Source organism: Streptomyces sp. NPDC005761 (assembly GCF_040630635.1).
GTDB lineage: Bacteria > Actinomycetota > Actinomycetes > Streptomycetales > Streptomycetaceae > Streptomyces.
The window spans coordinates 46,576-70,329 of sequence record NZ_JBEXXX010000014.1; the positions used below are offsets into that span (position 1 = coordinate 46,576).

Consider the following 23,754-nt stretch of genomic DNA (forward strand, 5'->3'; position numbering starts at 1 on the left):
GACGCGGCCCGCTGCGCGCACGTCCTCAGCGGGTGTGCACCGGGCCGCCCGAGCATGAAGGGCGACCCGGTGCAGGCTGGGCAGGGAGCCGTGTTGCCCACGGGCGACCCAGCGTACGCACCGGAGGCGCCGTGGCACCGCCCGGCGTCAGGGCGACCCGGCTGTCCGGCGGATCAGCGGCGTACGGACCTCAGAGCGTGCGCTCCAGGCGGTCCGCCATCAGGCGGACGAAGCGCGACGGGTCGCCCAGCTCGCCGCCCTCGGCCAGCAGCGCCAGGTCGTGGAGGAGCTCGGCCGTCTCCTCCAGCCCGGAGCCGGCGTCCTCGCCACGTCCGGCGTACGCCCGGTTGAGGCCACCGACCAACGGGTGCTCCGGGTTGAGCTCGAGGATGCGCTTCACCTGGGGGACGGGCTGCCCCATGGCGCGGTACATGCTCTCCAGGGCCGGTGTCACATCGTGCGTGTCCGAGACGATGCAGGCGGGCGAGACGGTCAGGCGCGAGGAGAGCCGCACGTCCTTGACGGTCCCACTCAGCCGGTCCTTCATCCAGCCGAGCAGATCCGCGTACTCCTGCTGCCGGTTCTCCCGCTCGGTCGCCGCCTCCTTCTTCTCCTCCTCCGTACCGAGCTCGACCTCGCCCTTGGCGACCGACCGCAGCTTCCTGCCGTCGAACTCGGGCTCCGCCTCGACCCATACCTCGTCGACGGGATCCGTCAGCAGCAGCACCTCGACACCCTTGGCCCTGAACGCCTCCATGTGCGGGGAGTTCTCGATCGCCTCCCGGGACTCGCCCGTGAGGTAGTAGATGTGCTCCTGACCGTCCTTCATCCGCTCCACGTACTGCCGCAGCGTGGTCGGCTCGTCCTTGTCGTGGGTCGTGGCGAAGGAGGCCACGCCGAGGATGGCCTCGCGGTTCTCGAAGTCGCTCAGCAGCCCCTCCTTGACCACACGGCCGAACTCCCGCCAGAACGTGGCATAGCGCTCCGGGTTGCCGGACATCATGTCCTTGACCGTCGACAGCACCTTCTTCGCCAGTCGGCGGTGCATCAGCTGGATCTGCCGGTCCTGCTGGAGGATCTCGCGCGACACGTTGAGCGACAGGTCCTGCGCGTCGACGACGCCCTTGACGAAGCGCAGGTACGACGGCATCAGCGCTTCGCAGTCGTCCATGATGAAGACGCGCTTCACGTAGAGCTGGATGCCGCGCTTGTACCCCTGCACGAAGAGGTCCTGCGGCGCGTGCGACGGGATGAACAGCAGCGCCTGGTACTCGAACGTGCCCTCGGCCTGGAGCCGGACGGTTTCGAGCGGGGCGATCCAGTCGTGGCTGATGTGCTTGTACAGCTCGTGGTACTCGTCGTCGGTGACCTCGTCGCGCGAGCGGGCCCACAGTGCCTTCATCGAGTTGATGGTCTCGGGCTCGCGCGCGGTGCCGCCGTCCTCGTCCCCCTCCCCGGAATCCGTGCCGGCGGGCTCAGGGACCATCCGTACCGGCCAGGTGATGAAGTCCGAGTACCGCTTGACGATCTCCCTGATCTTCCAGGGAGACGTGTAGTCGTGGAGCTGGTCCTCGGAGTCCTCCGGCTTGAGCCGGAGGGTGACCGTGGTGCCCTGCGGAGCCTCGTCGACGGCCTCGATCGTGTACGTGCCCTCGCCGGTCGAGGTCCAGCGGGTGCCCCGCTCCTCCCCGGCGCGCCGGGTCAGCAGGACGACCTCGTCGGCCACCATGAAGCTGGAGTAGAAGCCGACACCGAACTGGCCGATCAGCCCCTCGGCCGCGGCACCGTCCCCGGAGTCCCTGGCCTCCTTGAGGTCCCGCAGGAACGCGGCCGTACCCGAGTTCGCGATGGTCCCGATGAGCCGGACCACCTCGTCGTGCGACATCCCGATGCCGTTGTCCCGCACGGTCAGCGTGCGGGCCTCCCGGTCGGCTTCGAGCTCGATGTGGAGGTCGGACACGTCCGCGCCGAGCGCATCGTCGCGGAGCGCTTCGAGCCTCAGCTTGTCGAGCGCGTCGGAGGCGTTGGAGACGAGTTCGCGCAGGAACACGTCCTTGTTCGAGTAGATCGAATGGATCATCATCTGCAGAAGCTGGCGCGCTTCCACCTGGAACTCGAACGTCTCAGTGGGCATAGTCCGTGCATCCTTCTCAGGTCACCGGGCGGGCAATGACCTGAGTACTCTAAGTCAACTGATCGTCCTCACAGGCGCGTTCCGAAGGCCCCGAGAGCAGTCCGCTCAGACCCTCCGCGCGGGCCAGCCGCTCCAGCCCGTCCAGGGCCCGGACGGCTTCCCGGGCCGCCGCGGGATCGCGCCCGGCCAGTCCGCTCTCCTCGAACTCGTCCTCGTCCAGCCGCAGCACCGCAGAGCGGTCCGCCGACACCCATAGGTCGAGGTCCAGGTCCTCGACCAGGAGCGCCCCGTCCCGGACCTCCGCGGGACGGGTGATGTCGCAGTACCAGCCCTTGAGCACGCCCGCGCCGGTGCGCACCTCCTTCACGGCGAACCAGCGGTCGCGCCAGTAGTGCTCGGTGAACACGTCGCCCGGCTCGAACCGGACGAAACCGAAGTCCCGGACCCCCGGCGCGGCCCACGGCGCGCGCACCGTCACCCGGATGCCGTCGTCACGCACCAGCTCCGCCGGATAAGCGATCTTGGTCCGTCCGCCCTTCACCAGCGTGACCGTGAGTGAGGACTCAGTCGAACCTGCGGACATGGCGCACCTCCGTGGTACAGATCTCGTCACCGAGCCGGCGGTCGATCGCCGGCATCGGGCGGTTGCCGGCGTCGTTGCCGGTGTAGGCATCGGTGTACCCGGCGTCGCGCGCCCGGTGCAGCGAGCCGTTCTTGGCGAGCTTCGCCGGCCGCCGGCCCCGGTACGCCCGCCGGGTTCCGGTCATCCCCGACCGGTAGCGGTTCACCCCGCCGGTCTCCGCCAGGGCGAACGCCGCCACCTCGCCGTCCTCCTCCGCGACCAGCATCCGGTACCGCTTGTCCGGACGGGCGGTGGCCAGGTCGAGGACGACCTGCTCCGGTGTGGTCACCATGTACGGGAGAGCCGTACGCCGCACGCGCACCCGGTCCTCGGCGTCGGCGGGCCGGAAATCGCGCACGATGACAGTCATGTGCCGGACCGTACCCGCAGGTCCGGCCCGCCCGCCCTCGATTTTCCGGCGGTGGGGCAGAATCGGCCCGTGACTCTGAAGATCGCCGTTGACCCGGATTCCGGTACCGCCCCGTACGAGCAGCTGCGCACGCAGATCTCCGAACTGGCCCGCTCGGGGGCGCTGCCGGTCGGCTACAGACTCCCGACCGTTCGCGGCTTCGCCGAGGAGCTGGGCCTCGCCGCCAACACCGTCGCCAAGGCCTACCGCGCACTGGAGGCCGACGGGGTGATCGAGACGCGGGGGCGCAACGGGACCTTCGTCGCGGCCGCGGGCGACGCGGCCGAACGCAACGCGGCGTCCGCCGCACGCGAGTACGCGGAGCAGGCCCGGCGGTTGGGGATGTCCCGGGCCCGGGCCCTGGAGTTGGCCGAGGACGCGGTGCGGGCGGTGTACGCGGGGTGAGGTGAGGACCGTGCGGGGTGTGCGGGCGGGCGCATCTCCGGGCCGCGGGCTCGGCCCTGCGCCTGACGGCCGGAGCGAGAGGGCCCGGACGTGACTCAGAGGTAGAGCCCCGCGTCCGCCCCCGAGTCCTGCTTGGGGACCGACGCGGGTCCCGTACCGCGCCGCAGCGCGTACAGCTCGGCCAGCGTCGTTCCCTCGCGGGCCGCGTCCCGGCCGAGTCCCTCCTCCGTACCGAGCCACGCCACCGACTCCTTGCGGGTCAGAGGCCCCACCTCGATGCGGGCCAGGCAGCGGCCGGGCCTGACGACCGCCGGGTGCAGCCGCTCCAGGTCCTCGTTGGTCGTCACCCCGACCAGTACGTTGCGGCCCTGGCCCAGCAGCCCGTCCGTGAGGTTCAGCAGCCGCGACAGAGCCTGGCCGGCCGTGTGTCTGGCCTCGCCGCGGATCAGCTCGTCGCAGTCCTCCAGGAGCAGCAGGCGCCAGCGGCCCTTCGCGCTGCCGTCGTCCTCGCCGATCGCGATGTCCATCAGGTAGCCGACGTCGTTGAAGAGGCGTTCGGGGTCGAGTACGCAGTCGACCTGGCACCAGTCCCGCCAGGACCGGGCCAGCGTGCGCAGGGCGGACGTCTTGCCGGTGCCGGGAGGGCCGTGCAGCAGGAGCAGCCGGCCCGCGATGTCGTCCGGGGTGACCTTCATCAGCCTGTCCATGGCATCGGCCACGGGCGCGGTGTAGTTGGGGCGGATCTCGTCCCAGGTGCCGGCAGCGATCTGACGGGTCGTGCGGTACGGACCGCGGCGCGGCGAGACGTACCAGAAGCCCATCGTCACGTTCTCGGGCTGGGGCTCCGGCTCGTCCTGGGCGTCCTCGGTGGCCTTCTCCAGCACGGTGTGGGCCAGTTCGGGGCTGGTCGCGGTGACCGTGACGTCGGCCCCCCGGTTCCACCGCGAGATGAGCAGTGTCCAGCCCTCGCCCTCGGCCAGGGTGGCGCTGCGGTCGTCGTCGCGGGCGGCGCGCAGGACCTTCGCTCCCTCGGGCAGCAGCGTGGCGTTCTTCCTGACCCGGTCCAGGGAGGAACTGTGCGAGTACGGCTGCTCGCCCGTCGCGAAGCGGCCGAGGAACAGCGCGTCGACGACATCGGACGGGGAGTCGCTGTCGTCGACGGTGAGCCGGATCGGCAGAGCGGACTCGGGGGTGGCAGACATGGCGCCCATGATCCGGCACGGGCGCACCCGGCGCACCCAGGTTTCGTCACCTGCCCGAGCCGGTCCGGGGCGCGGAGTGCACCGAAATGGCACGAACCCGGGGAGCCGCCGGCGAAAGCTCATCCGATGGACTTGGCATGGACACTTCCGGAAGGGGCTCGGCTGCTGCTACCACTGAGTAGGCAGAGATCCTGCTGGTCGGTCCAAGGGAGGTCCCATGAAAATATCCAGACTCATGGCGTTATCGTCCTCGCTCCTGTTCGGTGCCGTCATCGCCCTGACCGGGGCGGCCACCGCGAATGCCGCACCGTCCGTCCAGGCCGTCGACTATGTCGCCCTGGGTGACTCCTACTCCTCGGGAGTCGGCTCCGGCAGCTACATCAGCTCCAGTGGTGATTGCAAGCGCAGCACCCTCGCCTACCCCTCGCTCTGGGCGGCCGCCAACTCCCCGGCCTCGTTCGCCTTCACCGCCTGCTCGGGTGCCCGCACCGGTGATGTGACAGCGAGCCAGCTCGGACCGCTCACCTCCTCGACCGACCTCGTCTCGATCTCCATCGGCGGCAACGACGCCGGATTCGCCGATGTCATGACGACCTGTGTCCTCCAGTCGGAGTCCACCTGCCTCAACCGGATCGCCACCGCCCGCGGCTACGTGGATTCCACGCTGCCCGGCAAGCTCGACTCGGTCTACGACGCGATCAGCGCCAAGGCTCCGTCCGCCCGCGTCGTCGTGCTCGGTTACCCGCGCTTCTACAAGATCGGCGGCAGTTGTGTCGTCGGTCTGAGCGACAAGGTGCGCACCGCCATCAACAGCGCCGCCGACTACCTCAACGCCGCCACGGCCAAGCGTGCCGCCGACCACGGTTTCGCCTTCGGTGATGTCGCCGGAACGTTCACCGGACACGAGATCTGCTCCGGAAGTGTCTGGCTGCACAGTCTCAACTGGTTCAACATCGGCGAGTCGTACCACCCCTTCGCCTCCGGGCAGTCGGGTGGCTATCTGCCCGTTCTCAACTCGCTCGACTGACCGTCACGAGCGTTCGTTCGTTCCTCTGCGTGACGCCCGTCGCGCCGCCCGCCGGAGGAGTCCTGCAGGTCAGGGCCTCCTCGGCGGGCGGTCCCCGACGGGCCTGATCCGGAAGGACATTGATGATCTGTCCAACTCGCCCTGGAATCGGGCAGATTCGCAGACTGGTCGTCAACCTCCGTATGTGTGTGCTCAATCCTGTGCCCGGGATACACGGGTGTCGCCGAGGGGCGATAGGGTTAACCTGCCCGGGCCGGGTGCCCTCGTACGGGTGGGGAGTGACATGGAACAGATAACGGTGCGCAGCAGGCCGCGTGTGCCTGCCATTACATGCGGGAGCGGTGCGACGAGTTCGCGCCTCGACCGCCATCTCGCAGTGCTGGGCGGCCCCGCCGTCCCGCAGCGTGAGTCCGCGGAGGCGACGCTGCTGATGCTCGAGCTCACCTCGCGCGACGTCGCGCACACCCGCCGGAGCAGGAGTGCGAGGGTTTCCCTCTTCGCCCCCCTGCGGCGGCTGCGGCGCTCGCTCTTCGGCAGCCGCCGCTGACCCGACGCCCGGTCCCGGCATCGCGCTGCTGCCTGCTCTTCCGTCATCCCCGGAGCCGGCAGTGGCGCGTCGTCATGTCCGCGTCCGGCTGCGGCCGGCGCTGTGGCCGCAGGTGTTTTCCGGTGGAGTGGGTGCCGAGGTAATTCGGTGCCGAAGTACTTCTAGACTGTCCGCATGCCCGAGAAGCGAGCTGCGCGCCTGAGCCCCGACGAGCGAAGGGCGCAATTGGTGGCGATTGGCGTGGACATGCTCTCCGATCGCTCGCTGGACGAGCTCTCCACCGACGATGTGGCCCGCCGTGCCGGGATCTCCCGGGGGCTGCTCTTCCACTACTTCGACTCCAAGCGCGACTTCTACCGTTCCATGGTGCAGCGGGAGTGCGACGACTTCGCCGCAGCCATGGAGCCGGACCCCTCGCTGGAGCCCGTTCCCTGGCTGCGGTCGTTCATCGCCGGTTTCGCGGCGTACGTCACGGAGCATCGCAGGGTCTATCTCGCCCTGGTCCGCGGTGCCGCCGGCAGCCATCCCGCCGTGGAGGACATCGTCGAGTCCACTCGTGCCCTGGTGGCCCGGCGCGCGGAGGAGGGGCAGCGGCGGCTCGGGATGCCGGACTCGCCCCGGCTGCTCGTCGCGGCCCGGGCCTGGATGGCCTTTGCCGAGGAAGCAGCCACCAGTTGGCCGCTCGACGAGCCGGACGCCCTCGACGACCTCGGCGCCTTCCTGGAGTCGAGCTTCATCGCCCTGCTGGGCACACTGGACCGGCCGGCCGTCCTGCCCGGCTGACCGCTCGCGCTTTCGTCACTCGCCGCCGCGGGAGTAGCGGCGCACGGACAGCGGCACCGCAGCCGCGAGCAGTACGGCCGACCAGAGCAGCGTGCCGGCCACCGGGTGGGCGACCGGCCAGGCCGCATCGGTGGCCGGCGCGGCATTGCCGAAGAGGTCGCGGGTGGCCGCGGCGACGGCGCTGATCGGATTCCACTCCGCGAGCGTGCGCAGCCCGCCCGGCAGGTTGTCGGTCGGGATGTAGGCGCTGGAGAGCAGCGGCAGGATGAACGTGGACGCGCCCACCTGGCCGGCGGCCTCCTCGTTCCGGATCAGCAGCCCCAGCCAGCAGCCCACCCACGAGGTGGCGAACCGGAACAGCAGCAGCAGTCCGAACGCCCCCAGTGCGGCGGCCGGGCCGCCCTCGATCCGCCAGCCCACGGCGAGTCCGGCGAGCATCAGCGGGAGCAGTCCGACGGCCGTCGTCAGCACATCGGCCGCGGTCTGCCCGAACGGCACGGCGGACCGGCTCATCGGCAGGGTGCGGAACCGGTCCATCACGCCCCGGTGGCAGTCCTGCGCGGACTGGAACATCCCGGTCATGATGCCGTTCGCGGCGGTCGCCGCCAGCAGCCCCGGCACCAGGAAGGCGCGGTACTCCTGGCCGGGGACGGCCAGGGCGCTGCCGAAGACGTACCCGAAGAACAGCAGCATCGTGATCGGCATGGTCTGGGTGAGGATCAGTACGCCGGGGGCCGCCTTGATCCGTTGCAGATGGCGGCCGAGCACGGCCAGGCCGTCCGCGACCGGTGTGTTCGCGGACGCGGCGGTGCCCGGCGTCCGGGGTTGTGCCACGAGTGTGCCGGTGCTCATGCTGCCTTCTCCTTGATGGGGGTGCTGCGCCCGGTCAGGCGCAGGAAGACCTCGTCGAGGGTGGGTGGGCGCAGGCTCGCGTCGATCACCGCGGCGCCCGCCGCGTCCAGCTCGCGGACGATCCGGGGCAGGGTGAGCGAGGGGTCGGTGGCGACCGCGCCCACCGTGCGGCGTTCGTGGTCGAGAACCGGTGCGGCGCCCGTCAGCCGGTCCAGGACGGCGGCGGCCGGTCCGAGGGCGCAGGCGTGGGCGACGACGACCTCGGCGTAACTCCCGATCCTGGCCTTCAGCTCGGCGGGGCTGCCGCTGTGGGCGGCCCGGCCGCTGTCGACGAGCACGATGTCGTCGGCCAGTTGGTCGGCCTCCTCCAGGTACTGCGTGGTGAGCAGGACGGTGGTGCCGCGGCCCGCCAGCTCCCGTACGGCCTCCCAGATCTGACCGCGGCTGTGCGGGTCGAGGCCGGTGGTCGGCTCGTCCAGGAACAGCACCTGCGGGCGGGCCAGCAGGCTGGCGGCGAGATCCAGGCGCCGGCGCATTCCGCCCGAGTAGGTGCGGGCCGGACGGTCGGCCGCTTCGGTCAGCTCGAAGCGTTCGAGGAGCTCGTCGGCCCGGGTGCGCGCGGCCTTGCCCCGGTGTGCGAGCAGCCTGGCGAAGAGCCGCAGGTTCTGCCGGCCGGACAGCTCGCCGTCGACGGAGGCGCTCTGCCCCGTGACGCCGATCGCCGCCCGCACGGCTCCGGCCTCCCGCACCACGTCATGGCCCGCGATCCGGGCGCTGCCGGCGTCGGGGGTGGTCAGTGTGGTGAGGACGCGCACAGCGGTGGTCTTGCCGGCGCCGTTGGGCCCCAGCACTCCGCAGACGGTGCCTTCGGCGACGGCGAGATCCAGGCCGCGCAGCGCGTGGACAGAGCCATAGCGCTTTTCCAGACCTTCACTAAGTACGGCGTACGTAGTTGTCATGCCGCAACGGTACCGCACTACGTACGGTGTACGTAACTACTATGGGGATCGAGGTGATGATCGATGGTGGGGCGACCCGCTGTACCGGAAGTGATCTGGGCGCGCCCCGAGCGTGCGGGCCGTGGCCCCAAACCCGCGTTCAGCCGTGCGGACATCGCGGCGGCCGCCGTGCGCATCGCGGACGCGGAGGGGTTCGACGCGGTGTCCATGAGGAAGGTGGCCGCCGAGCTCGGCTGCGGCACGATGTCGCTCTACAACTACGTTCCCCGCAAGGAGGACCTGCACGAGCTGATGCTCGACGCGGTCAGCGCCGGGTACGAGTACCCCGAGCCCTCCGGCGACTGGCGCGCCGACCTGCTCGCCCTCGCCCACCAGGCGCGAGGGATGATGCGCCGCCACACCTGGGTGCCCCGGCTGATGTCACCGGTGTACGGCTTCAGCCCGAACGCCCTGCGCTACCTGGAGTACGCGCTGAGCTGCCTGGACGGGGTCGACGCGCGGTTCGGCGAGAAGATGGAGCTCGTCGCCATGGTCAACGGAGTGGTCACCACCTACACCGCCAACGAGATCGCCACTGCGGAGCGCAGCAGGTCGCTGCCCTGGTCCGAGGAGCAGGAGCAGGCCGCCCGCACCGGATACCTGATCAGTCAGATCATGACCGGGAAGTACCCGCGGATGGCGGCCGGGTTCGCCGAGGACCCGGGGCCCATCGATCTGGACGCCGTGTTCGACCGGGCGCTCGCCCGGGTACTGGACTCGTTCGGGGGCGTGTAGGACCGGTCCGGCGGAGTCACAGCAGGGCGAACTGGCCGTCCGGGCCCTCCTCCTGATGATCGAGCACCGACGCCGGCCGCCGGGCGGACGCCGGCACCGGCAGCACGCCCGCCGCCCGCAGTTCGTGCACGTCGATCTCCGGACCTTCCGCCAGTTCCTCCTGACGGGGGCGCAGTTCGGCCAGCAGGGCGAGCAGCGTGATCAGTTCCAGCAGCTCCGACGTCCACTCCTGCGGCCAGACGCGGGGGAGCACGGCCTCCAGGCCCTCCGCGCCGGGCGCCGCTGTCCGCCGCCCGAACCACAGCTCCAGCATCCGTACACCGCCCACCCGGAACTCCCACGCACCGGCGGGCACCGGCGATATGCGGCCCGTACCGAGGTTCAGCGTCTCCTCGCCGGCGTCGTAGGACAGCTCCGAGGGGGCGGGCGGGACGGCGGCCCGCACATACGGGCGCCGACCGCCCGGCAGCCGGGGGCGCCCCCCGCCCCGGGCCCCGCGCAGCTGGATCCGCAGCAGCTCGTGCCCCAGCTCCACGCCCGCCGACCAGCGCACGGTGTCCGTGGGCAGCGGCACCGCGCAGCCGGCCGGAGTACGGCGGGCCGACGCGAGGATCCAGGCCAGTACCGACTCGGCGGTGACCGCGTTCCCGTGCCGGGCGCGCAGCAGATCGAGCAGCCCGGGGGCCAGATTGGGTTCGCTGCCGCCGGGGCGCCGGAACAGCGGACGGATCCGGCCGGGCCGCCCCGCGGGGGAGTGGCCGTCGGGCAGCAGCGCGGTCACCGAGAGGGCGGGGCCGGTGCCCTGGGGCACCCGGCCGTGCTCGACGGCGAAGAGCTGACGGTCGTCGGCGACCCGCCACAGTTCGGGCCGGGCCACGTCGATCAGGCGGTGGTCGGGAAGCAGCCACTGCTCGTCGAACGGCCCGTGCAGGATCCGTACCGGCTCCGGGCACGGTCCCGGCTCACGGGAGAGGCGGCCGGTCCCGGTGGACTGCCCGGGCAGGGCCGCCGCAGGAGTCCGCGGGGTGCGTGCACGGGTGGGCCCGAACAGCTGCTCGCGTTCGGCGTCCGGGGCACGTACGAGCTGCTCCCAGCGGGCCCTGAGGGAGGCCGGGTCCGGGGCGGTCACCCAGGGGCGCCCGGTCCTGAGCGGCCGTACGGACCAGGGCATGAGGTCGTCGAGGAGCGGGCTGCGCGGGCCCTCGCCGGACCCGGCCGCTGCCGGAGCTGCCACCGTGTCGTCCTCCCCGTCGCCACGTCTGCCGCCTTCCCCGGCATCGTATCGGCGGGGCCCCGGTACCGGCAGGGCCCCTGAGGGGAGCCGGTTGCCGGCGTCAGTGTGCCTCGACCGTGACCGAGAAGGAGAACCGGTCGCCCCGGTAGCGGATCTGGGCCACATCGACCACCCGGCCGCTCTCGTCGTACGTGACACCGGTGTAGTAGAGGATCGGGCTGAGCAGCGGAACCCGGAGCAGCTCGGCGGTGGCAGGGTCGGCGAGCCGGGCCTCGACCGTGTCGGTGATCCGGGCGATCGGGACGCCTACGCGGTCGCGCAGCACCTTGGTCATCGGCCAGCGTTCGAGATCGGCCGGGTCGAGATCGGCCGAGACCTCCGGATGGACCCAGTTCTGCGCCCAGTTGGTCGGCTCGCCGGTGTCCTCCTCGCACCGCAGGCGCCGGTAGCCGGTGACCTCCGGGCAGCCGGGGAAGTGCTCCGCGACGTCGCCCGGCACCGGCGACGGGCCGTGGTCGAGCACGGTCGTCCGCTCACCCGACTGCTGGGCGACGATCGCGTCGATCGAACCCAGCAGCCGCACCGGCGACACCCGCCGCGCCCGCGGCTCGATGAAGGTGCCGCGTCGCCGGTGCCGGCTGATCAGCCCCTCCGCCTCCAGCTCCTTCAGCGCCTGACGCATCGTGAGGACACTGACGCCGTAGTGCGCGGCCAGTTGTTCCTCGGTCGGCAGCCGCAGGGTGGCATCCGCGGTGCGGCCCAGTATCGAGGCGCGCAACGACTGCGAGACCTGGTACCACAGCGGGAGCTTGCGGTTGAGGACCAGCGAGTCGGGTGCGAAGGCGGCCCCCGGGGCCATGGGGGGCTTCGGAGGGGGCATCGGCACCTGGGTCACCTGCATTCGTCGTCGCTGCGGCACGCGGCCGTCACGGCCTGAAGTTGCGGCTCAGACCCTGCCACACGTCGTCGTAGCCGTGCTGGAGGTGGCCGGCAGCCGCAGCCTGGCCGGTCGCGGTGACGGGCCAGCGGGTCTCGAACATGAAGGCCAGGCCGTCGTCGATCTTCTGCGGTCTCAGCTCCGCCGCGCTCGCCCGCTCGAAGGTCTCCCGGTCCGGGCCGTGCGCCGACATCATGTTGTGCAGCGAGCCGCCGCCGGGCACGAAGCCCCCCTTGCCCGCCGTCTTCGCGTCGTACGCGCCCTCGATCAGACCCATGTACTCGCTCATGACGTTGCGGTGGAAGTACGGCGGCCGGAAGGTGTCCTCGCCCACCAGCCAGCGCGGCGCGAACACCACGAAGTCGACCCCGGCGAGGCCGGGGGTGTCCGAGGGGGAGGTCAGCACCGTGAAGATCGACGGGTCCGGGTGGTCGTAGCTGATCGAGCCGATGACGTTGAACCGGTGCAGGTCATAGACGTACGGGGTGTGGTTGCCGTGCCAGGCGACCACATCGAGGGGCGAGTGGTCGTACGTCGCCGACCAGAGGTTGCCGCAGAACTTGTTGACCACCTCGACCGGGCGCTCCACATCCTCGTACGCGGCGACCGGGGCGAGGAAGTCCCGTGCGTTCGCGAGGCCGTTGGCACCGATCGGGCCGAGGTCGGGGAGGACGAACGGCTGGCCGTAGTTCTCGCAGACGTAACCGCGAGCGGTGGTGTCGAGCAGTTCGACCCGGAAGCGGACACCGCGCGGGATCAGCGCGACATGGCCCGGTTCCGCACGCAGCAGGCCCAGTTCGGTGCGCAGCAGCAGACCGCCGTGCTCGGGGACGATGAGGAGCTCGCCGTCGCTGTCGCTGAACACGCGGTCGGTCATGGAGGCGTCGGCTGCGTAGAGGTGCACGGCCATGCCGGTGCGCTGGGCGGCGTCGCCGTTGCCGCCCAGCGTCCACAGGCCGGAGAGGAAGTCCGTGCCGGGCGCGGGCTCCGGGAGCGGGTCCCAGCGCAGCCGGTTGGGGTCCGGGACGGTCTCGGCGAACGGGGCGGTGCGCAGGGCGCCGTTGTCGATCCGCGTGAACGGCGGGTGGGCCGCGGAGGGGCGGATCCGGTAGAGCCAGGATCGGCGGTTGTGGACGCGCGGTTCGGTGAAGGCCGAGCCGCTGAGCTGCTCGGCGTAGAGCCCCAGCGGAGCGCGCTGCGGGGAGTTGCGGCCGTGCGGCAGCGCTCCCGGCACCGCCTCCGAGCTGTGCTGATTGCCGAATCCGGCGGAGTGCGCGAGCCCTTCCGCCGTCTTCCGCGCCTGCTCGATGCCGCTCATATGCGCTCCCGGTGCATGAGGAATCCTGGAATCCTATGGTCAACCGTAGGAATTGAGAGGCCGGGAGTCAACGGCATTCGTGCGGCACAGGGGGGTTCCAAAAGATGAACAATGCTCTACTCTCCGGCTCATGTCGTGGACACGAAGACTTCTGGTGGTTCTGGCGGCGCTCGCGGCCGCCCTGCTCGCGGCCCCGGCCGCCCAGGCGCACGAGGAGCGGCCGGTCACGCTGCCCGACGGCACCGGCAGCGTCCCCGTGTACCGCACGGGCGAGCCCGACCTCCTGGTCTGCAAGAGCGACCGGGCCGACTTCGGGCGCCGGATATCGGGGTTCCCGGACGCCCTGCGGACCAGGAACCTGGCGCTCTTCGACCGGTGTCAGAAGTCCGGCTACCGCCATCTCCAGCAGGCTGTCGACGCCGTCACCGGGCCCGGGAAGAACATCGCGATCCTGCCCGGTCTCTACGAGGAGGAGCCCTCGCTGCCCGCGCCCGTGGGGGAGTGCAAGCGGCTCAAGGCCCCCAACTCCCAGCTGGGCTACCAGATCCTGAGCTACGCCCAGCAGGCGAAGTGCCCGAACAACCAGAACCTGGTGGCGATCCTGGGGAAGAAGGACCTCCAGATCGAGGGCACCGGCGCCGCGCGCACCGATGTCGTCATCGACGCCAAGTACCAGAAGCTCAACGCGGTCCGCGCCGACGGCTCCGACGGCGTCTACTTCAAGAACTTCACCGCCCAGCGCACCACGTTCAACTCGCTGTACATCCTGGCCCAGGACGGCTTCGTCATCGACGACGTCCTGACCCGGTGGAACGACGAGTACGGCTTCCTGACCTTCGCCAGCGACCACGGCCTGTACAAGAACTGCGAGTCGTACGGCAACGGCGACTCCGGCATCTACCCGGGCAGCGCGTCGGACATCAACGACGCCCACGGCTACGAGGTGCCGCGCTACTCGATCGAGATCACCGGCTGCCGCAGCCACCACAACATGGTCGGCTACTCCGGCACCGCCGGGGACTCCGTCTACGTCCACGACAACGAGTTCGACCAAAACATGGGCGGCGCCTCGATGGACAGCGCCTTCCCCGGCCACCCCGGCCTGCCGCAGAACCACGCCCGCTTCGAACGCAACCTGATCCACGACAACAACGCCGACTACTACCCGTACGTCGCCGACGGCACCTGCGCCAAGCCGCCCGTCGAGCGCGGCTACGAGGACGGGGTGGTCTGCCCGCAGATCTCCATGCCGCCGGGCACCGGCATCATCACCGCGGGCGGCAACTGGAACCTCTACGAGAACAACTGGATCTACGGGCAGCAGCGCGCCGCCTTCTTCCTGAGCGCCGTACCCGCCTTCATCCGCGGCGAGGACGCCCTCGGCAAGCAGACCGACACCTCGCACCACAACCGCTACGCGGACAACCACCTCGGCACCGACAAGCAGGGCCGGTCGCGTCCCAACGGCACAGACGTGTGGTGGGACGGCCAGGGGGCCGGCAACTGCTGGCAGTCGGACACGGGTGCGTCCACGCCGCGCTCCCTGCCCGCGTGCGGGTCCGAGCGGGGCGCCGTCACCGGAGGTACCGACCGGCTGGTGGGCGAGCCCGTCAAACTCGCCCAGCTGCTGGTCTGCGCCGACTACAACGTGCAGGCGCGCCGGCTGCCGGCGGGCTGCGACTGGTACGGGGCGCGCGGCATCGAGCGTATCGAGGTGCAGGCGGCCCTGGGGATCGCGGTGGTGCTCGTGCTGGTCGGCGGGGTGCTGTGGTGGCGGAGACTGCGATCCAGTCGGCTCGCCACGGCCGCCACGGGCCTCGGCCTCATAGGCCTCGGGCTCGACGTGGCCGGATCGACGACGGGGCTCGCCGCCACCTACGTGCCCGCTTTCGCGCTCCTGCTGACCGGGCTCTGGTGGACGGGCATCGGGCTGGTGCTGCGACGGGAACGGCCGGGGCTGGGCTGGACCACGGTGGTGCTCGGCGGTCTCACACTGCTCGACGCGCTGGACAAGGGCGTGTTCATGATCCCGTGGATCCCGCTGAGCCCGGCCTGGGTGCGAGGGCTGCTGGGCCTGGTCTGGGTGCTGTGGGCCGTCGTGGCCGCGGCCCGTCACGGCGAGCGCGCGAAGGGGGAGCCGGACGCCGGGGCGGATGAGGGGGCAGCCGCTGACCCGCAGGAGGCAGCCGGAAGGGGCGAAGGGCCCGCCGCTGGCCCGCAGGAGGCAACGGGAAGGGGCGAGGGGGCAGCCGCTGACCCGCAGGAGGCAGCCGGAAGGGGCGAGGGGCCCGCCGAGGTCCCGGCCACCGGCTCCGAGGGGGCATCGGCCACGAAGGACCCGGCCCGGGCCGCCTCACCCACCCCGTCGTCCACCGACCCGAACGGGGACCCGTCGTGAACGGCCACCTGAACCGGCCATGGGCGCCGGCCCCCGGACGCAGGACCGCCGCCCTGTTCGCCGCTGCCGCCCTCCTGCTCGGCGCGGGTGCCTGTGGAGGGCGGGCCACCACCCACCACAAACCCGGTACCAGCCATGAGCAGGCAACCGGCAGCACCGGCCGGCTCCTGAGCGCGGAGGACGGCTCCGGCCACCGGCTGCGCCAGGTCGACGCCCAGGGCGCGCCGGAGGTGGCCGTGGCCGTGCGGCCGGACTCGGAGGACGGCTGGAACATCCACCTCACGGTACGGAACTTCCGGTTCACCCCGGACAGTGTCGGCGGCGCCGCACTCCTGGGACGCGGCCACGCCCGGTTCTTCCTCGACGGTCACCCCCTCGCCCGCGTCTACGGCACCTGGTTCCACCTCCCGGAGTCGCTCCTGCGCGCCGCCGGGGGCGGCACCCTGCTGACCGCCCGTCTCTACGCGGACGACCACTCCGCCTGGGCGGTCGATGCCGCCCCGGTGCAGGCCACCGCCACGCTCGGCGGGGCCACTTCCACACCCACCCCCGTTCCCACCCCCGCCACCACCGTGGACATCTCGCTCCGCGACGGCAAGGTCAGCCCCGCCCCCGGGCGCACCGAGGTCAAGAAGGGCCGGAGCGTGCGCCTCGTCGTCCGCAGCGACCGCGACGACACCCTTCACGTCCACGGTTACGACAAGGAGGCCCGGTTGCCCGCCGGCCGGACCGTCACCCTCACCTTCACCGCCGACCGCACCGGGCTCTTCGAGGTCGAGACGCACGAGTCCGACCTGCTCCTGACCCAACTCGTCGTGCGGTGACGGCCCTCGACGACTCCCCGGCGGTGCGTGTCCTCGCCCACGGCATCGGCGCCCAGCACGACCTGCCCCTCTCGCCCTTCTACGCTTTCGCGGGAGCCTTCGCCGCGCTCTTCGTCTCCTTCCTCGCCCTCGGTCTGCTCTGGTCGTCCTCGCGTTTCCGGGGCGACCGGGCGGGGCGCCCGTTGCCTGCCGCCGTCCAACGGGCCGCCGACGCCCGCCCCACCCGCATCGCGGCCCGCACGTTCGGCCTGGCCGCCGCTCTCCTGGTCGTCCTGCATCTCCTCCTCGGCCCGGCCGACCCGGACCGCAACCCGGCGCCCGGCGCCGTCTACGTACTTCTGTGGGTCGGGCTCGTCCCGGCCTCGCTGCTGCTCGGCCCCGTCTGGCGGCTGCTCAACCCGCTGCGCACCCTCCATCTCCTCGGCTGCCGCGCACTGGGACGCGACCCGGCCGAGGGCCGCCCCCTGCCCCCACGCCTCGGGATGTGGCCCGCGGCGGCCGGACTGCTCGCCTTCACCTGGCTCGAACTCGTCGCCCCCGACCCCGCCTCACCCACCGCGCTGCTCCTCTTCCTTGCCCTCTGCTCCACCCTCCAGCTTGCGGGCGCCGCCCTGTACGGGGCCCGCTGGTTCGACCACTGCGACGCGTTCGAGGTCTACTCGGGCCTCCTCGCCCGGCTCTCCCCGCTCGGGCGCCGCCCTGCGGACCGCCGCCTCGTCCTGCGCTCCCCGTTCAACGGACTCGACGCCACGCCCCGCCTTCCCGGGCTGGTCGCCACCGTCTGCGTGATGCTCGGCTCCACGGCCTACGACGGCTTCTCCGACGCACCCTCCTGGATCACCACCGTCCAGACCTCGGCCCTGGGCCGTACCGGCACCGGCACGCTCGGACTCCTGGGCGCCGTCGCGCTCGTCGCCACCCTCTACGCGCTCTGCGCCGGTGCCACCCGGCTCATCTCGGGCCAACTGCCCCATCCCCTCACCGCCTTCGCGCACTCCCTCGTCCCGATCGCCCTCGGCTACCTCGTGGCCCACTACTTCACACTCTTCGTCACCGAAGGTCCACGTACCGTCATGGTGGGACTGGGCACTGACAATCCGGCGGCGCCCCAGCCGCCCCTGGGCCCGGGCGGCATCGCCACGCTCCAGGTCGTCGCGATCGTCCTCGGCCACGTTCTCGGCGTCGTCGCCGCCCACGACCGCTCGGTCCGGCTCTTCCCGCCCGGCCGCGCCGTCGCCGGTCAGCTCCCGCTCCTGGTCCTGATGGTCGCCTACACGATCGGCGGACTGGCGCTGCTCATCGCCTGAGACCGCGGGCGGGGCGGCGCCCGCACCAGGAGGACCCGCGACCGGGCCGTGCCCGCGGGTCAGGCCCCACCCCCCGGCGCAGGAGGCCCACGGCATCATGGAACGCGTGCCCCATGCGAACACGAACCTCCGTCGCGCCCCTGTGCAGCAGCGCAGCGCCGAGCGCCTCGCCCGGATACTCGACGCCTGCGCCGAACTTCTCGACGAAACCGGCTACGAGCAGCTCACCACCCGGGCCGTGGCGGTACGCGCCGGGGTTCCCATCGGCTCCGTCTACCGGTTCTTCTCCAACAAGAGGGCCCTGGCCGACGCCCTCGCCCGCCGCAACCTGGACAGTTACGCCGAGCGGATCACCGCCCGGCTGGTCACCATCCCGGCAGGGGACTGGCGTCGGGCCATCGACGCCGTGCTCGACGAGTACCTGGCGATGAAGAGCTCCGTCCCCGGCTTCTCCCTCGTCGACTTCGGGGCCCCCGCACCCGACGACGACCCGGCCGACGACGCCAACCAGCGGGTCGCGAGCCGGCTCACCGACCTGCTCGCCGGTCACCTGGACCGCGAGTCCGACGACGATCTCCTGCGTTCCATCCTGGTCTGCGTGGAGGCCGCCGACGCCCTCCTCCAACTCGCCTTCCGCACCGACCCGTCCGGCGACCGGGCCATCGTCGCCGAGACCCGGGTGCTGCTCCAGGCCTACCTCGCGCGCGTGCTCGACTGACGGGCCCGGGCTCCGGGACAACCTTTCCGGCCCCAGACCTCCCCGGCATGCGTACCGGTCGGTATGCTCGGCCGTGTTCGGCTGTGCCTGCCGATGGTTCACCTGTGCCCGCGCCACCGCTGCCGCCGCCCCGGGAGGGCCTCATGTCGCACGACCCCAGCAACTCCCGTACCGCCCTGCGCATCTGCCCCCTCTGTGAGGCCACCTGCGGGCTCACCCTCACCATCGAGGGGGCCAGGGTCACCGGTGCCCGCGGCGACCGGGAGGACGTGTTCAGCAAGGGATTCATCTGCCCCAAGGGGGCATCGATCGGCGGCCTCGACGAGGACCCCGACCGTCTGCGCACCCCTCTCGTCCGCAAGGACGGAGTCCTGACGGAGGCGAGCTGGGGCGAGGCGTTCGACGCGATCGCCCGCGCCCTGCCGGCCATCGTGCGGGAGCACGGGCCGCAGGCCGCCGGAGTCGTCCTCGGGAACCCCAACGTGCACACCATGGCCGGCGCGCTCTATCCGCCCGCCCTGCTCGCCGCCCTGCGTACCCGGGCACTGTTCACCGCGAGCACCCTGGACCAGATGCCCAAGCACGTCTCCAGCGGACTGCTCTTCGGCGACCCGAACACCATCCCGGTACCGGACCTCGACCGCACCGGTCACCTGCTGATGCTGGGCGCCAACCCCCTCGAATCCAACGGCAGCCTGTGCACCGCCCCCGATTTCCCCGGCAGGCTCAAAGCGCTGCGACGCCGCGGCGGCACCCTCACCGTCGTCGACCCGCGCCGCACCCGGACCGCACGCCTCGCCGACCGGCACGTGGCCATCAGGCCCGGCACCGACGCCCTCCTGCTCGCCGCGATGGCCCACGTCCTGTTCGAGGAGAAGCTCACCGACCCCGGCGCGCTCGCGGACCACGTCGAGGGGATCGACGAAGTCGCCGACGCGGTACGCGACTTCACGCCGGAAGCCGTCGCCGAGGCCTGCGACGTGGACGCCGCGACCATCCGTACCCTCGCCCGGGAGCTCGCGGCCGCTCCGACGGCCGCCGTGTACGGCCGCATCGGCAGTTGCACCGTGGAGCACGGCACCCTCGCCAGCTGGCTCGTCGACGTCCTCAACGTCCTCACCGGCAACCTCGACCGCCCCGGCGGCGCCCTCTTCCCGCTCTCCGCTACCGCCCGCGCCCCGCGCCCCGCCGCCCCCGGGAAGGGGTTCGCCCTCGGCCGCTGGGCCAGCCGGGTCTCCGGCCACCCCGAGGCCAAGGGTGAACTGCCCATCTCCGCACTGGCCGAGGAGATCACGACACCGGGCGAGGGGCGGATCCGGGCCCTGATCGTCCTGGCGGCGAACCCCGTGCTCTCCGCGCCCGACGGCGACCGGCTCGACGCCGCGCTGGCCGACGGGCTCGACTTCATGGTGAGCGTCGACCCCTACCTCAACGAGACCTCCCGCCACGCGGACGTCGTGCTGCCCCCGCCGCCGCCCTCGCAGAGCGCCCACTTCGACTTCGCGTTCAACACCCTGGCCGTGCGCAACCAGGTCCGCTACACCCGCCCCGCCCTGCCCCTGGAGGACGGCCGGATGGACGAGGCAGAGATCCACGCCCGGCTCGTCCTCGCCGTCTCCGGGATGCACGGCGCGCAGCCGGACGCCGTGGACACCATGATCATCGACCGGGCCCTCGGCAAGGCGGTCGCCGACCCGCTCTCGCCCGTTCACGGACGGGACCCCGCAGACATCTCCGCCGCGCTCACCGGCCGTACCGGGACGGAGCGACGCCTCGACCTCATGCTCCGCCTCGGCCCGTACGGAGAGGGCTTCGGCACCGACCCGGACGGTCTCAGCCTGGAGCGGCTGCTCGCCCACCCGCACGGCATCGACCTCGGCCCCCTCGCTCCCCGCGTCCCCGAAGTCCTCACCACCCGCAGCGGGCGCGTGGAGCTGTTCCCCGCCCCGATCGCGGCCGATCTGCCGCGGCTGCGCCGCGCCCTCGACGGCCGCAGGGACCCCGGAGCGCTCGTCCTCGTCGGCCGCCGCCACCTCCGGTCCAACAACAGCTGGCTGCACAACATCGCCGCGCTCCGAGGCGGGTCGAACGTCTGCACCCTCCAGGTGCACCCCGAGGATGCGGAACGGCTCGGACTGACCGACGGCGCACCCGCCACGGTCACCGCGGACGGCGGCGAGCTCACGGTCCCGGTCGAGGTCACCGACGGCGTACGGACCGGCGTGGTGAGCCTTCCGCACGGCTGGGGACACGACCGTCCCGGCACCAGGATGTCCGTCGCCGCCGAGCAGCCCGGCGTCAACGTCAATCAGCTCCTCGACGGCAGCCGCCTCGACCCGCTCTCCGGCACCGCCGTGCTCAACGGGATCCCCGTCACCGTGACGCCCTCGCGTTGACCTGGGGTTTTGCTCGTATTGCTCACATGTCAACGTCTTGTTAACGCCATATGGCGCGCCCTAACGTCATCCGCACCGCCGGCTCCGGTGGGAGTTCAAAGGTGAACGATAGGTATCCATATGCTGACCATCCTCGGCTTTGCCATGATTGCGACCTTCCTGGTCCTGATCATGATGAAGAAGATGTCGCCGATCGCGGCGCTCGTCCTGATCCCCGCCCTCTTCTGCGTGGCCGTGGGGAAGGGCGCCCATCTCGGCGACTATGTCATCGAAGGCGTCGGCAATCTGGCGCCGACCGCCGCCATGCTGATGTTCGCGATCGTCTACTTCGGCGTGATGATCGATGTCGGGCTGTTCGACCCGATCGTCCGGGGCATCCTGCGCTTCTGCAAGGCCGACCCCATGCGGATCGTCGTGGGCACGGCGGTGCTCGCCGCGATCGTCTCGCTGGACGGTGACGGCTCCACCACCTTCATGATCACCGTCTCGGCCATGTACCCGCTCTACAAGCGCCTGGGGATGAGCCTGGTCGTGATGACCGGCGTCGCCGCCACGGCGAACGGCGTCATGAACACCCTTCCCTGGGGCGGTCCCACGGCCCGCGCCGCCACCGCCCTGAAGCTGGACGCGGGCGACATCTTCGTCCCCATGATCCCGGCCCTCGGCGTCGGACTGCTCGCGGTGATCCTGCTGGCCGTGGTCCTCGGCCGACGCGAGCGCAAGCGGCTCGGCACGCTCACCCTCGCCCCCGAAGAGGCGCGCGGGGCCGACACGGTGACGGAGCCGGAGCAGGTCCTCGTGGCAGCGGGCGGCGGCAGCGACCGGCTGCGCCGGAGCGCCGGCGCCGGTACGGGCGGCACGGGATCCGAGGAGGTGGAGGACGCCGGGCAGACCGGCGACGGTTTCAAGGGCCTCGACCCCCACCGCGCCACCCTGCGGCCGAAGCTCTACTGGTTCAACGCGGCACTCACCGTCGCCCTGCTCACTGCGATGATCATGGAATTGATGCCGATCCCGGTGCTCTTCCTGCTCGGCGCCGCCCTCGCCCTCACCGTCAACTTCCCCCACATGCCCGACCAGCGGGCCCGCATCGCGGCCCACGCCGACAACGTGCTCAACGTCTCCGGCATGGTCTTCGCCGCAGCCGTCTTCACCGGCGTGCTCACCGGCACCGGCATGGTCGACCACATGGCCGACTGGCTGGTCGGCGCGATCCCGGAGGGCATGGGACCGCACATGGCCCTCGTCACGGGCGTGCTGAGCATCCCCCTCACGTACTTCATGTCCAACGACGGCTTCTACTTCGGAGTCGTGCCCGTGCTCGCCGAGGCCGGCGCCGCGCACGGCGTCTCCCCGCTGGAGATCGCCCGCGCCTCCCTGGTCGGCCAGCCCCTGCACATGTCGTCCCCGCTGGTACCCGCCGTCTACGTCCTCGTCGGCATGGCCAAGGTGGAGTTCGGCGACCACACCCGCTTCACCGTCAAGTGGGCCGCGCTCACTTCGCTGGTGGTGCTCGGGGCCGGACTCCTGTTCGGGATCATCTGATCCATGACCGAGACCACCGGGCCCGGCCGGAGCTGGCTGCTGCGCCTCGTCATCGCCTTCGCCTTCGCGCAGGGGGCGGTGTCGATGGCGCGGCCCGCCGTCTCCTACCGGGCCCTGGCGCTCGGTGCGGACGAGCGGGCGATCGGAGTCATCACCGGGGTGTACGCGCTCCTGCCGCTCTTCGCCGCCGTGCCGCTGGGGCGCCGGACCGACCACGGCCGATGCGCACCCCTGCTGCCCCTGGGCGTCGCACTGATCGCCGGCGGCTGCGCCCTCAGCGGCCGGGCGGGCTCGCTCACCGCGATGGCGGCCTGGAGCGGGGTCATGGGGCTCGGTCACCTCTGCTTCGTGATCGGCGCCCAGTCGATCGTCGCCCGTCAGTCCGCCCCGGCCGAACAGGACCGCAACTTCGGCCACTTCACCATCGGCGCCTCCCTCGGCCAGCTCATCGGCCCGATCGCCGCCGGCTACCTGATCTCCGAGCGTGACGGTGCCATGGCCCCCACCAGCGCGCTCGCCCTGACCGTCTCGGCGGCGGTCGCCGCGGTCTCCCTCGGCTCCCTCTGGCGCATCGAGCACCGGACCGCCCCCGCAGTCCGCGACAGGGCCCCGGCCGCCAAGGTGCCCGTCGGCAGCATCCTGCGCGCCCGGGGCGTCCCGGCCGGGATCTTCATCAGCCTCGCCGTGCTCTCCGCGACCGACATCCTCACCGCGTACCTGCCCGTCGTCGGCGAACACCGCGGCATCGCCCCCGCCACGATCGGCCTGCTACTGAGCCTGCGCGCCGCCGCCACCATCGCCTGCCGGCTGGTGATGACCCCGATGCTCCGGGTGCTGGGCCGGGCCGGCCTGCTCGCTTCCACCTGCCTGCTGGCCGGAGTGCTCTGCGCGGGCATCGCCCTCCCCGTCCCCGTCGGGGTACTGGCCCTGATGCTCGCCGTCCTCGGCTTCTGCCTCGGAGCCGGCCAGCCCCTGTCGATGACCACCGTCGTCCAGGCCGCCCCGGAGGCCGCGCGCTCCACCGCACTCGCCCTGCGGCTGACCGGCAACCGGCTCGGCCAGGTGGCGACACCCGCCGCCGCGGGACTCGTCGCCGGCGTTGCGGGCACCGCGGCTCCCTTCGTCATGCTCGGCGCGCTGCTCGTAGCGGCGGCGGGCCTGGGTGCGCGCGGCGACGGCGGCCGCACCCGGCGCCGGGGCCGGGTCCCTGATCGTGATCCGGCCGTTCCCGAGGAGGGACCGACGCGGGCCGGTCTCAACCGGAATCCCGCCTGACACTTACGTCCCCGCACCCCCGGTACGGTGCAACCTTTGCGCGAGTCATTCCCTCACCCTGCGCAGTGAGTTAATTTCAGGCCACTGC

21 protein-coding genes are annotated in these 23,754 nt (G+C 71.7%); 12 read left to right on the forward strand and 9 right to left on the reverse strand.

What is annotated here, in order from left to right; translation table 11 throughout:
• Positions 1-190: 190 nt before the first annotated feature.
• Genes htpG through ABZ434_RS15825 form a run of 3 tightly spaced genes read right to left on the reverse strand, consistent with a single transcriptional unit; the run spans position 191 to position 3,126 of the window.
• Positions 191-2,134 carry a molecular chaperone HtpG gene (gene htpG / locus ABZ434_RS15815; RefSeq protein ID WP_359135924.1) on the reverse strand — a complete coding sequence of 648 codons (1,944 nt, stop codon included), beginning with the start codon at positions 2,132-2,134 and terminating at the stop codon, positions 191-193.
• Positions 2,135-2,183: 49 nt separating this feature from the next.
• A complete protein-coding gene (locus tag ABZ434_RS15820; RefSeq protein ID WP_359135926.1) occupies positions 2,184-2,717 on the reverse strand; it encodes a DUF402 domain-containing protein in 534 nt (177 codons plus the stop codon).
• Positions 2,698-3,126, reverse strand: a complete 429-nt coding sequence (locus ABZ434_RS15825) for a hypothetical protein (RefSeq protein ID WP_359135928.1) — start codon at positions 3,124-3,126, stop codon at positions 2,698-2,700. The genes ABZ434_RS15820 and ABZ434_RS15825 overlap by 20 nt, the downstream gene beginning before the upstream one ends.
• Positions 3,127-3,195: 69 nt before the next feature.
• On the opposite strand from ABZ434_RS15825, the gene ABZ434_RS15830 reads away from it, so the two are divergent.
• On the forward strand, positions 3,196-3,570 hold the full coding sequence (locus ABZ434_RS15830; protein ID WP_359135930.1) for a GntR family transcriptional regulator: 375 nt from the start codon (positions 3,196-3,198) through the stop codon (positions 3,568-3,570).
• Positions 3,571-3,665: 95 nt separating this feature from the next.
• On the opposite strand, the gene ABZ434_RS15835 is transcribed toward ABZ434_RS15830, so the two are convergent.
• Complete coding sequence (locus ABZ434_RS15835) at positions 3,666-4,772, reverse strand: DUF5925 domain-containing protein (RefSeq protein ID WP_359135932.1); 1,107 nt, start codon at positions 4,770-4,772, stop codon at positions 3,666-3,668.
• 235 nt (positions 4,773-5,007) lie between these two features.
• Here ABZ434_RS15835 and ABZ434_RS15840 point away from each other — a divergent pair, with 235 nt between their 5' ends.
• The 3 genes from ABZ434_RS15840 to ABZ434_RS15850 all read left to right on the forward strand — a co-directional run bounded on the left by ABZ434_RS15840 (position 5,008) and on the right by ABZ434_RS15850 (position 7,129).
• Positions 5,008-5,799, forward strand: a complete 792-nt coding sequence (locus ABZ434_RS15840) for an SGNH/GDSL hydrolase family protein (protein WP_359135934.1) — start codon at positions 5,008-5,010, stop codon at positions 5,797-5,799.
• Positions 5,800-6,082: 283 nt separating this feature from the next.
• Positions 6,083-6,346, forward strand: a complete 264-nt coding sequence (locus tag ABZ434_RS15845; protein WP_359135936.1) for a hypothetical protein — start codon at positions 6,083-6,085, stop codon at positions 6,344-6,346.
• Between the two features lie 174 nt (positions 6,347-6,520).
• A complete protein-coding gene (locus ABZ434_RS15850) occupies positions 6,521-7,129 on the forward strand; it encodes a TetR/AcrR family transcriptional regulator (protein ID WP_359135938.1) in 609 nt (202 codons plus the stop codon).
• 15 nt (positions 7,130-7,144) lie between these two features.
• On the opposite strand, the gene ABZ434_RS15855 is transcribed toward ABZ434_RS15850, so the two are convergent.
• On the reverse strand, positions 7,145-7,981 hold the full coding sequence (locus ABZ434_RS15855; protein WP_359135940.1) for an ABC transporter permease: 837 nt from the start codon (positions 7,979-7,981) through the stop codon (positions 7,145-7,147).
• Positions 7,978-8,940 carry an ATP-binding cassette domain-containing protein gene (locus ABZ434_RS15860; RefSeq protein WP_359135943.1) on the reverse strand — a complete coding sequence of 321 codons (963 nt, stop codon included), beginning with the start codon at positions 8,938-8,940 and terminating at the stop codon, positions 7,978-7,980. Before ABZ434_RS15860 ends, ABZ434_RS15855 begins: the two co-directional genes overlap by 4 nt.
• A 63-nt stretch (positions 8,941-9,003) precedes the next feature.
• On the opposite strand from ABZ434_RS15860, the gene ABZ434_RS15865 reads away from it, so the two are divergent.
• Positions 9,004-9,714 (forward strand): TetR/AcrR family transcriptional regulator, encoded by a 711-nt coding sequence (locus tag ABZ434_RS15865; RefSeq protein ID WP_359135946.1) that lies wholly within the window; start codon positions 9,004-9,006, stop codon positions 9,712-9,714.
• Positions 9,715-9,730: 16 nt separating this feature from the next.
• Here the strand turns inward: ABZ434_RS15865 and ABZ434_RS15870 are convergent, their stop codons facing one another.
• The 3 genes from ABZ434_RS15870 to hmgA all read right to left on the reverse strand — a co-directional run bounded on the left by ABZ434_RS15870 (position 9,731) and on the right by hmgA (position 13,203).
• Positions 9,731-10,948, reverse strand: a complete 1,218-nt coding sequence (locus ABZ434_RS15870) for a type ISP restriction/modification enzyme (protein WP_359135949.1) — start codon at positions 10,946-10,948, stop codon at positions 9,731-9,733.
• Positions 10,949-11,048: 100 nt separating this feature from the next.
• Positions 11,049-11,828: a GntR family transcriptional regulator gene (locus ABZ434_RS15875; RefSeq protein ID WP_359136199.1), complete on the reverse strand. Its 780-nt coding sequence runs from the start codon at positions 11,826-11,828 to the stop codon at positions 11,049-11,051.
• A gap of 46 nt (positions 11,829-11,874) precedes the next feature.
• Complete coding sequence (gene hmgA / locus ABZ434_RS15880) at positions 11,875-13,203, reverse strand: homogentisate 1,2-dioxygenase (protein ID WP_359135952.1); 1,329 nt, start codon at positions 13,201-13,203, stop codon at positions 11,875-11,877.
• 130 nt (positions 13,204-13,333) lie between these two features.
• Between hmgA and ABZ434_RS15885 the strand changes: the two genes are divergently transcribed.
• The 7 genes from ABZ434_RS15885 to ABZ434_RS15915 all read left to right on the forward strand — a co-directional run bounded on the left by ABZ434_RS15885 (position 13,334) and on the right by ABZ434_RS15915 (position 23,666).
• Positions 13,334-15,601, forward strand: a complete 2,268-nt coding sequence (locus ABZ434_RS15885) for a right-handed parallel beta-helix repeat-containing protein (RefSeq protein WP_359135955.1) — start codon at positions 13,334-13,336, stop codon at positions 15,599-15,601.
• Entirely contained in the window at positions 15,598-16,425 is an 828-nt protein-coding gene (locus ABZ434_RS15890) for a hypothetical protein (RefSeq protein ID WP_359135958.1), read from the forward strand. Before ABZ434_RS15885 ends, ABZ434_RS15890 begins: the two co-directional genes overlap by 4 nt.
• The gene (locus tag ABZ434_RS15895; RefSeq protein ID WP_359135961.1) at positions 16,422-17,732 is read left to right on the forward strand and encodes a hypothetical protein; all 1,311 of its coding nucleotides are present in this window, start codon (positions 16,422-16,424) and stop codon (positions 17,730-17,732) included. The genes ABZ434_RS15890 and ABZ434_RS15895 overlap by 4 nt, the downstream gene beginning before the upstream one ends.
• Before the next feature lie 97 nt (positions 17,733-17,829).
• Positions 17,830-18,450 (forward strand): TetR/AcrR family transcriptional regulator, encoded by a 621-nt coding sequence (locus ABZ434_RS15900; RefSeq protein WP_359135964.1) that lies wholly within the window; start codon positions 17,830-17,832, stop codon positions 18,448-18,450.
• Positions 18,451-18,593: 143 nt separating this feature from the next.
• Positions 18,594-20,846: a molybdopterin-dependent oxidoreductase gene (locus tag ABZ434_RS15905; RefSeq protein ID WP_359135966.1), complete on the forward strand. Its 2,253-nt coding sequence runs from the start codon at positions 18,594-18,596 to the stop codon at positions 20,844-20,846.
• Between the two features lie 120 nt (positions 20,847-20,966).
• Positions 20,967-22,391 (forward strand): citrate:proton symporter, encoded by a 1,425-nt coding sequence (locus ABZ434_RS15910; RefSeq protein WP_359135968.1) that lies wholly within the window; start codon positions 20,967-20,969, stop codon positions 22,389-22,391.
• Positions 22,392-22,394: 3 nt separating this feature from the next.
• The gene (locus ABZ434_RS15915) at positions 22,395-23,666 is read left to right on the forward strand and encodes an MFS transporter (protein ID WP_359135971.1); all 1,272 of its coding nucleotides are present in this window, start codon (positions 22,395-22,397) and stop codon (positions 23,664-23,666) included.
• The last annotated feature ends 88 nt before the right edge of the window (positions 23,667-23,754 follow it).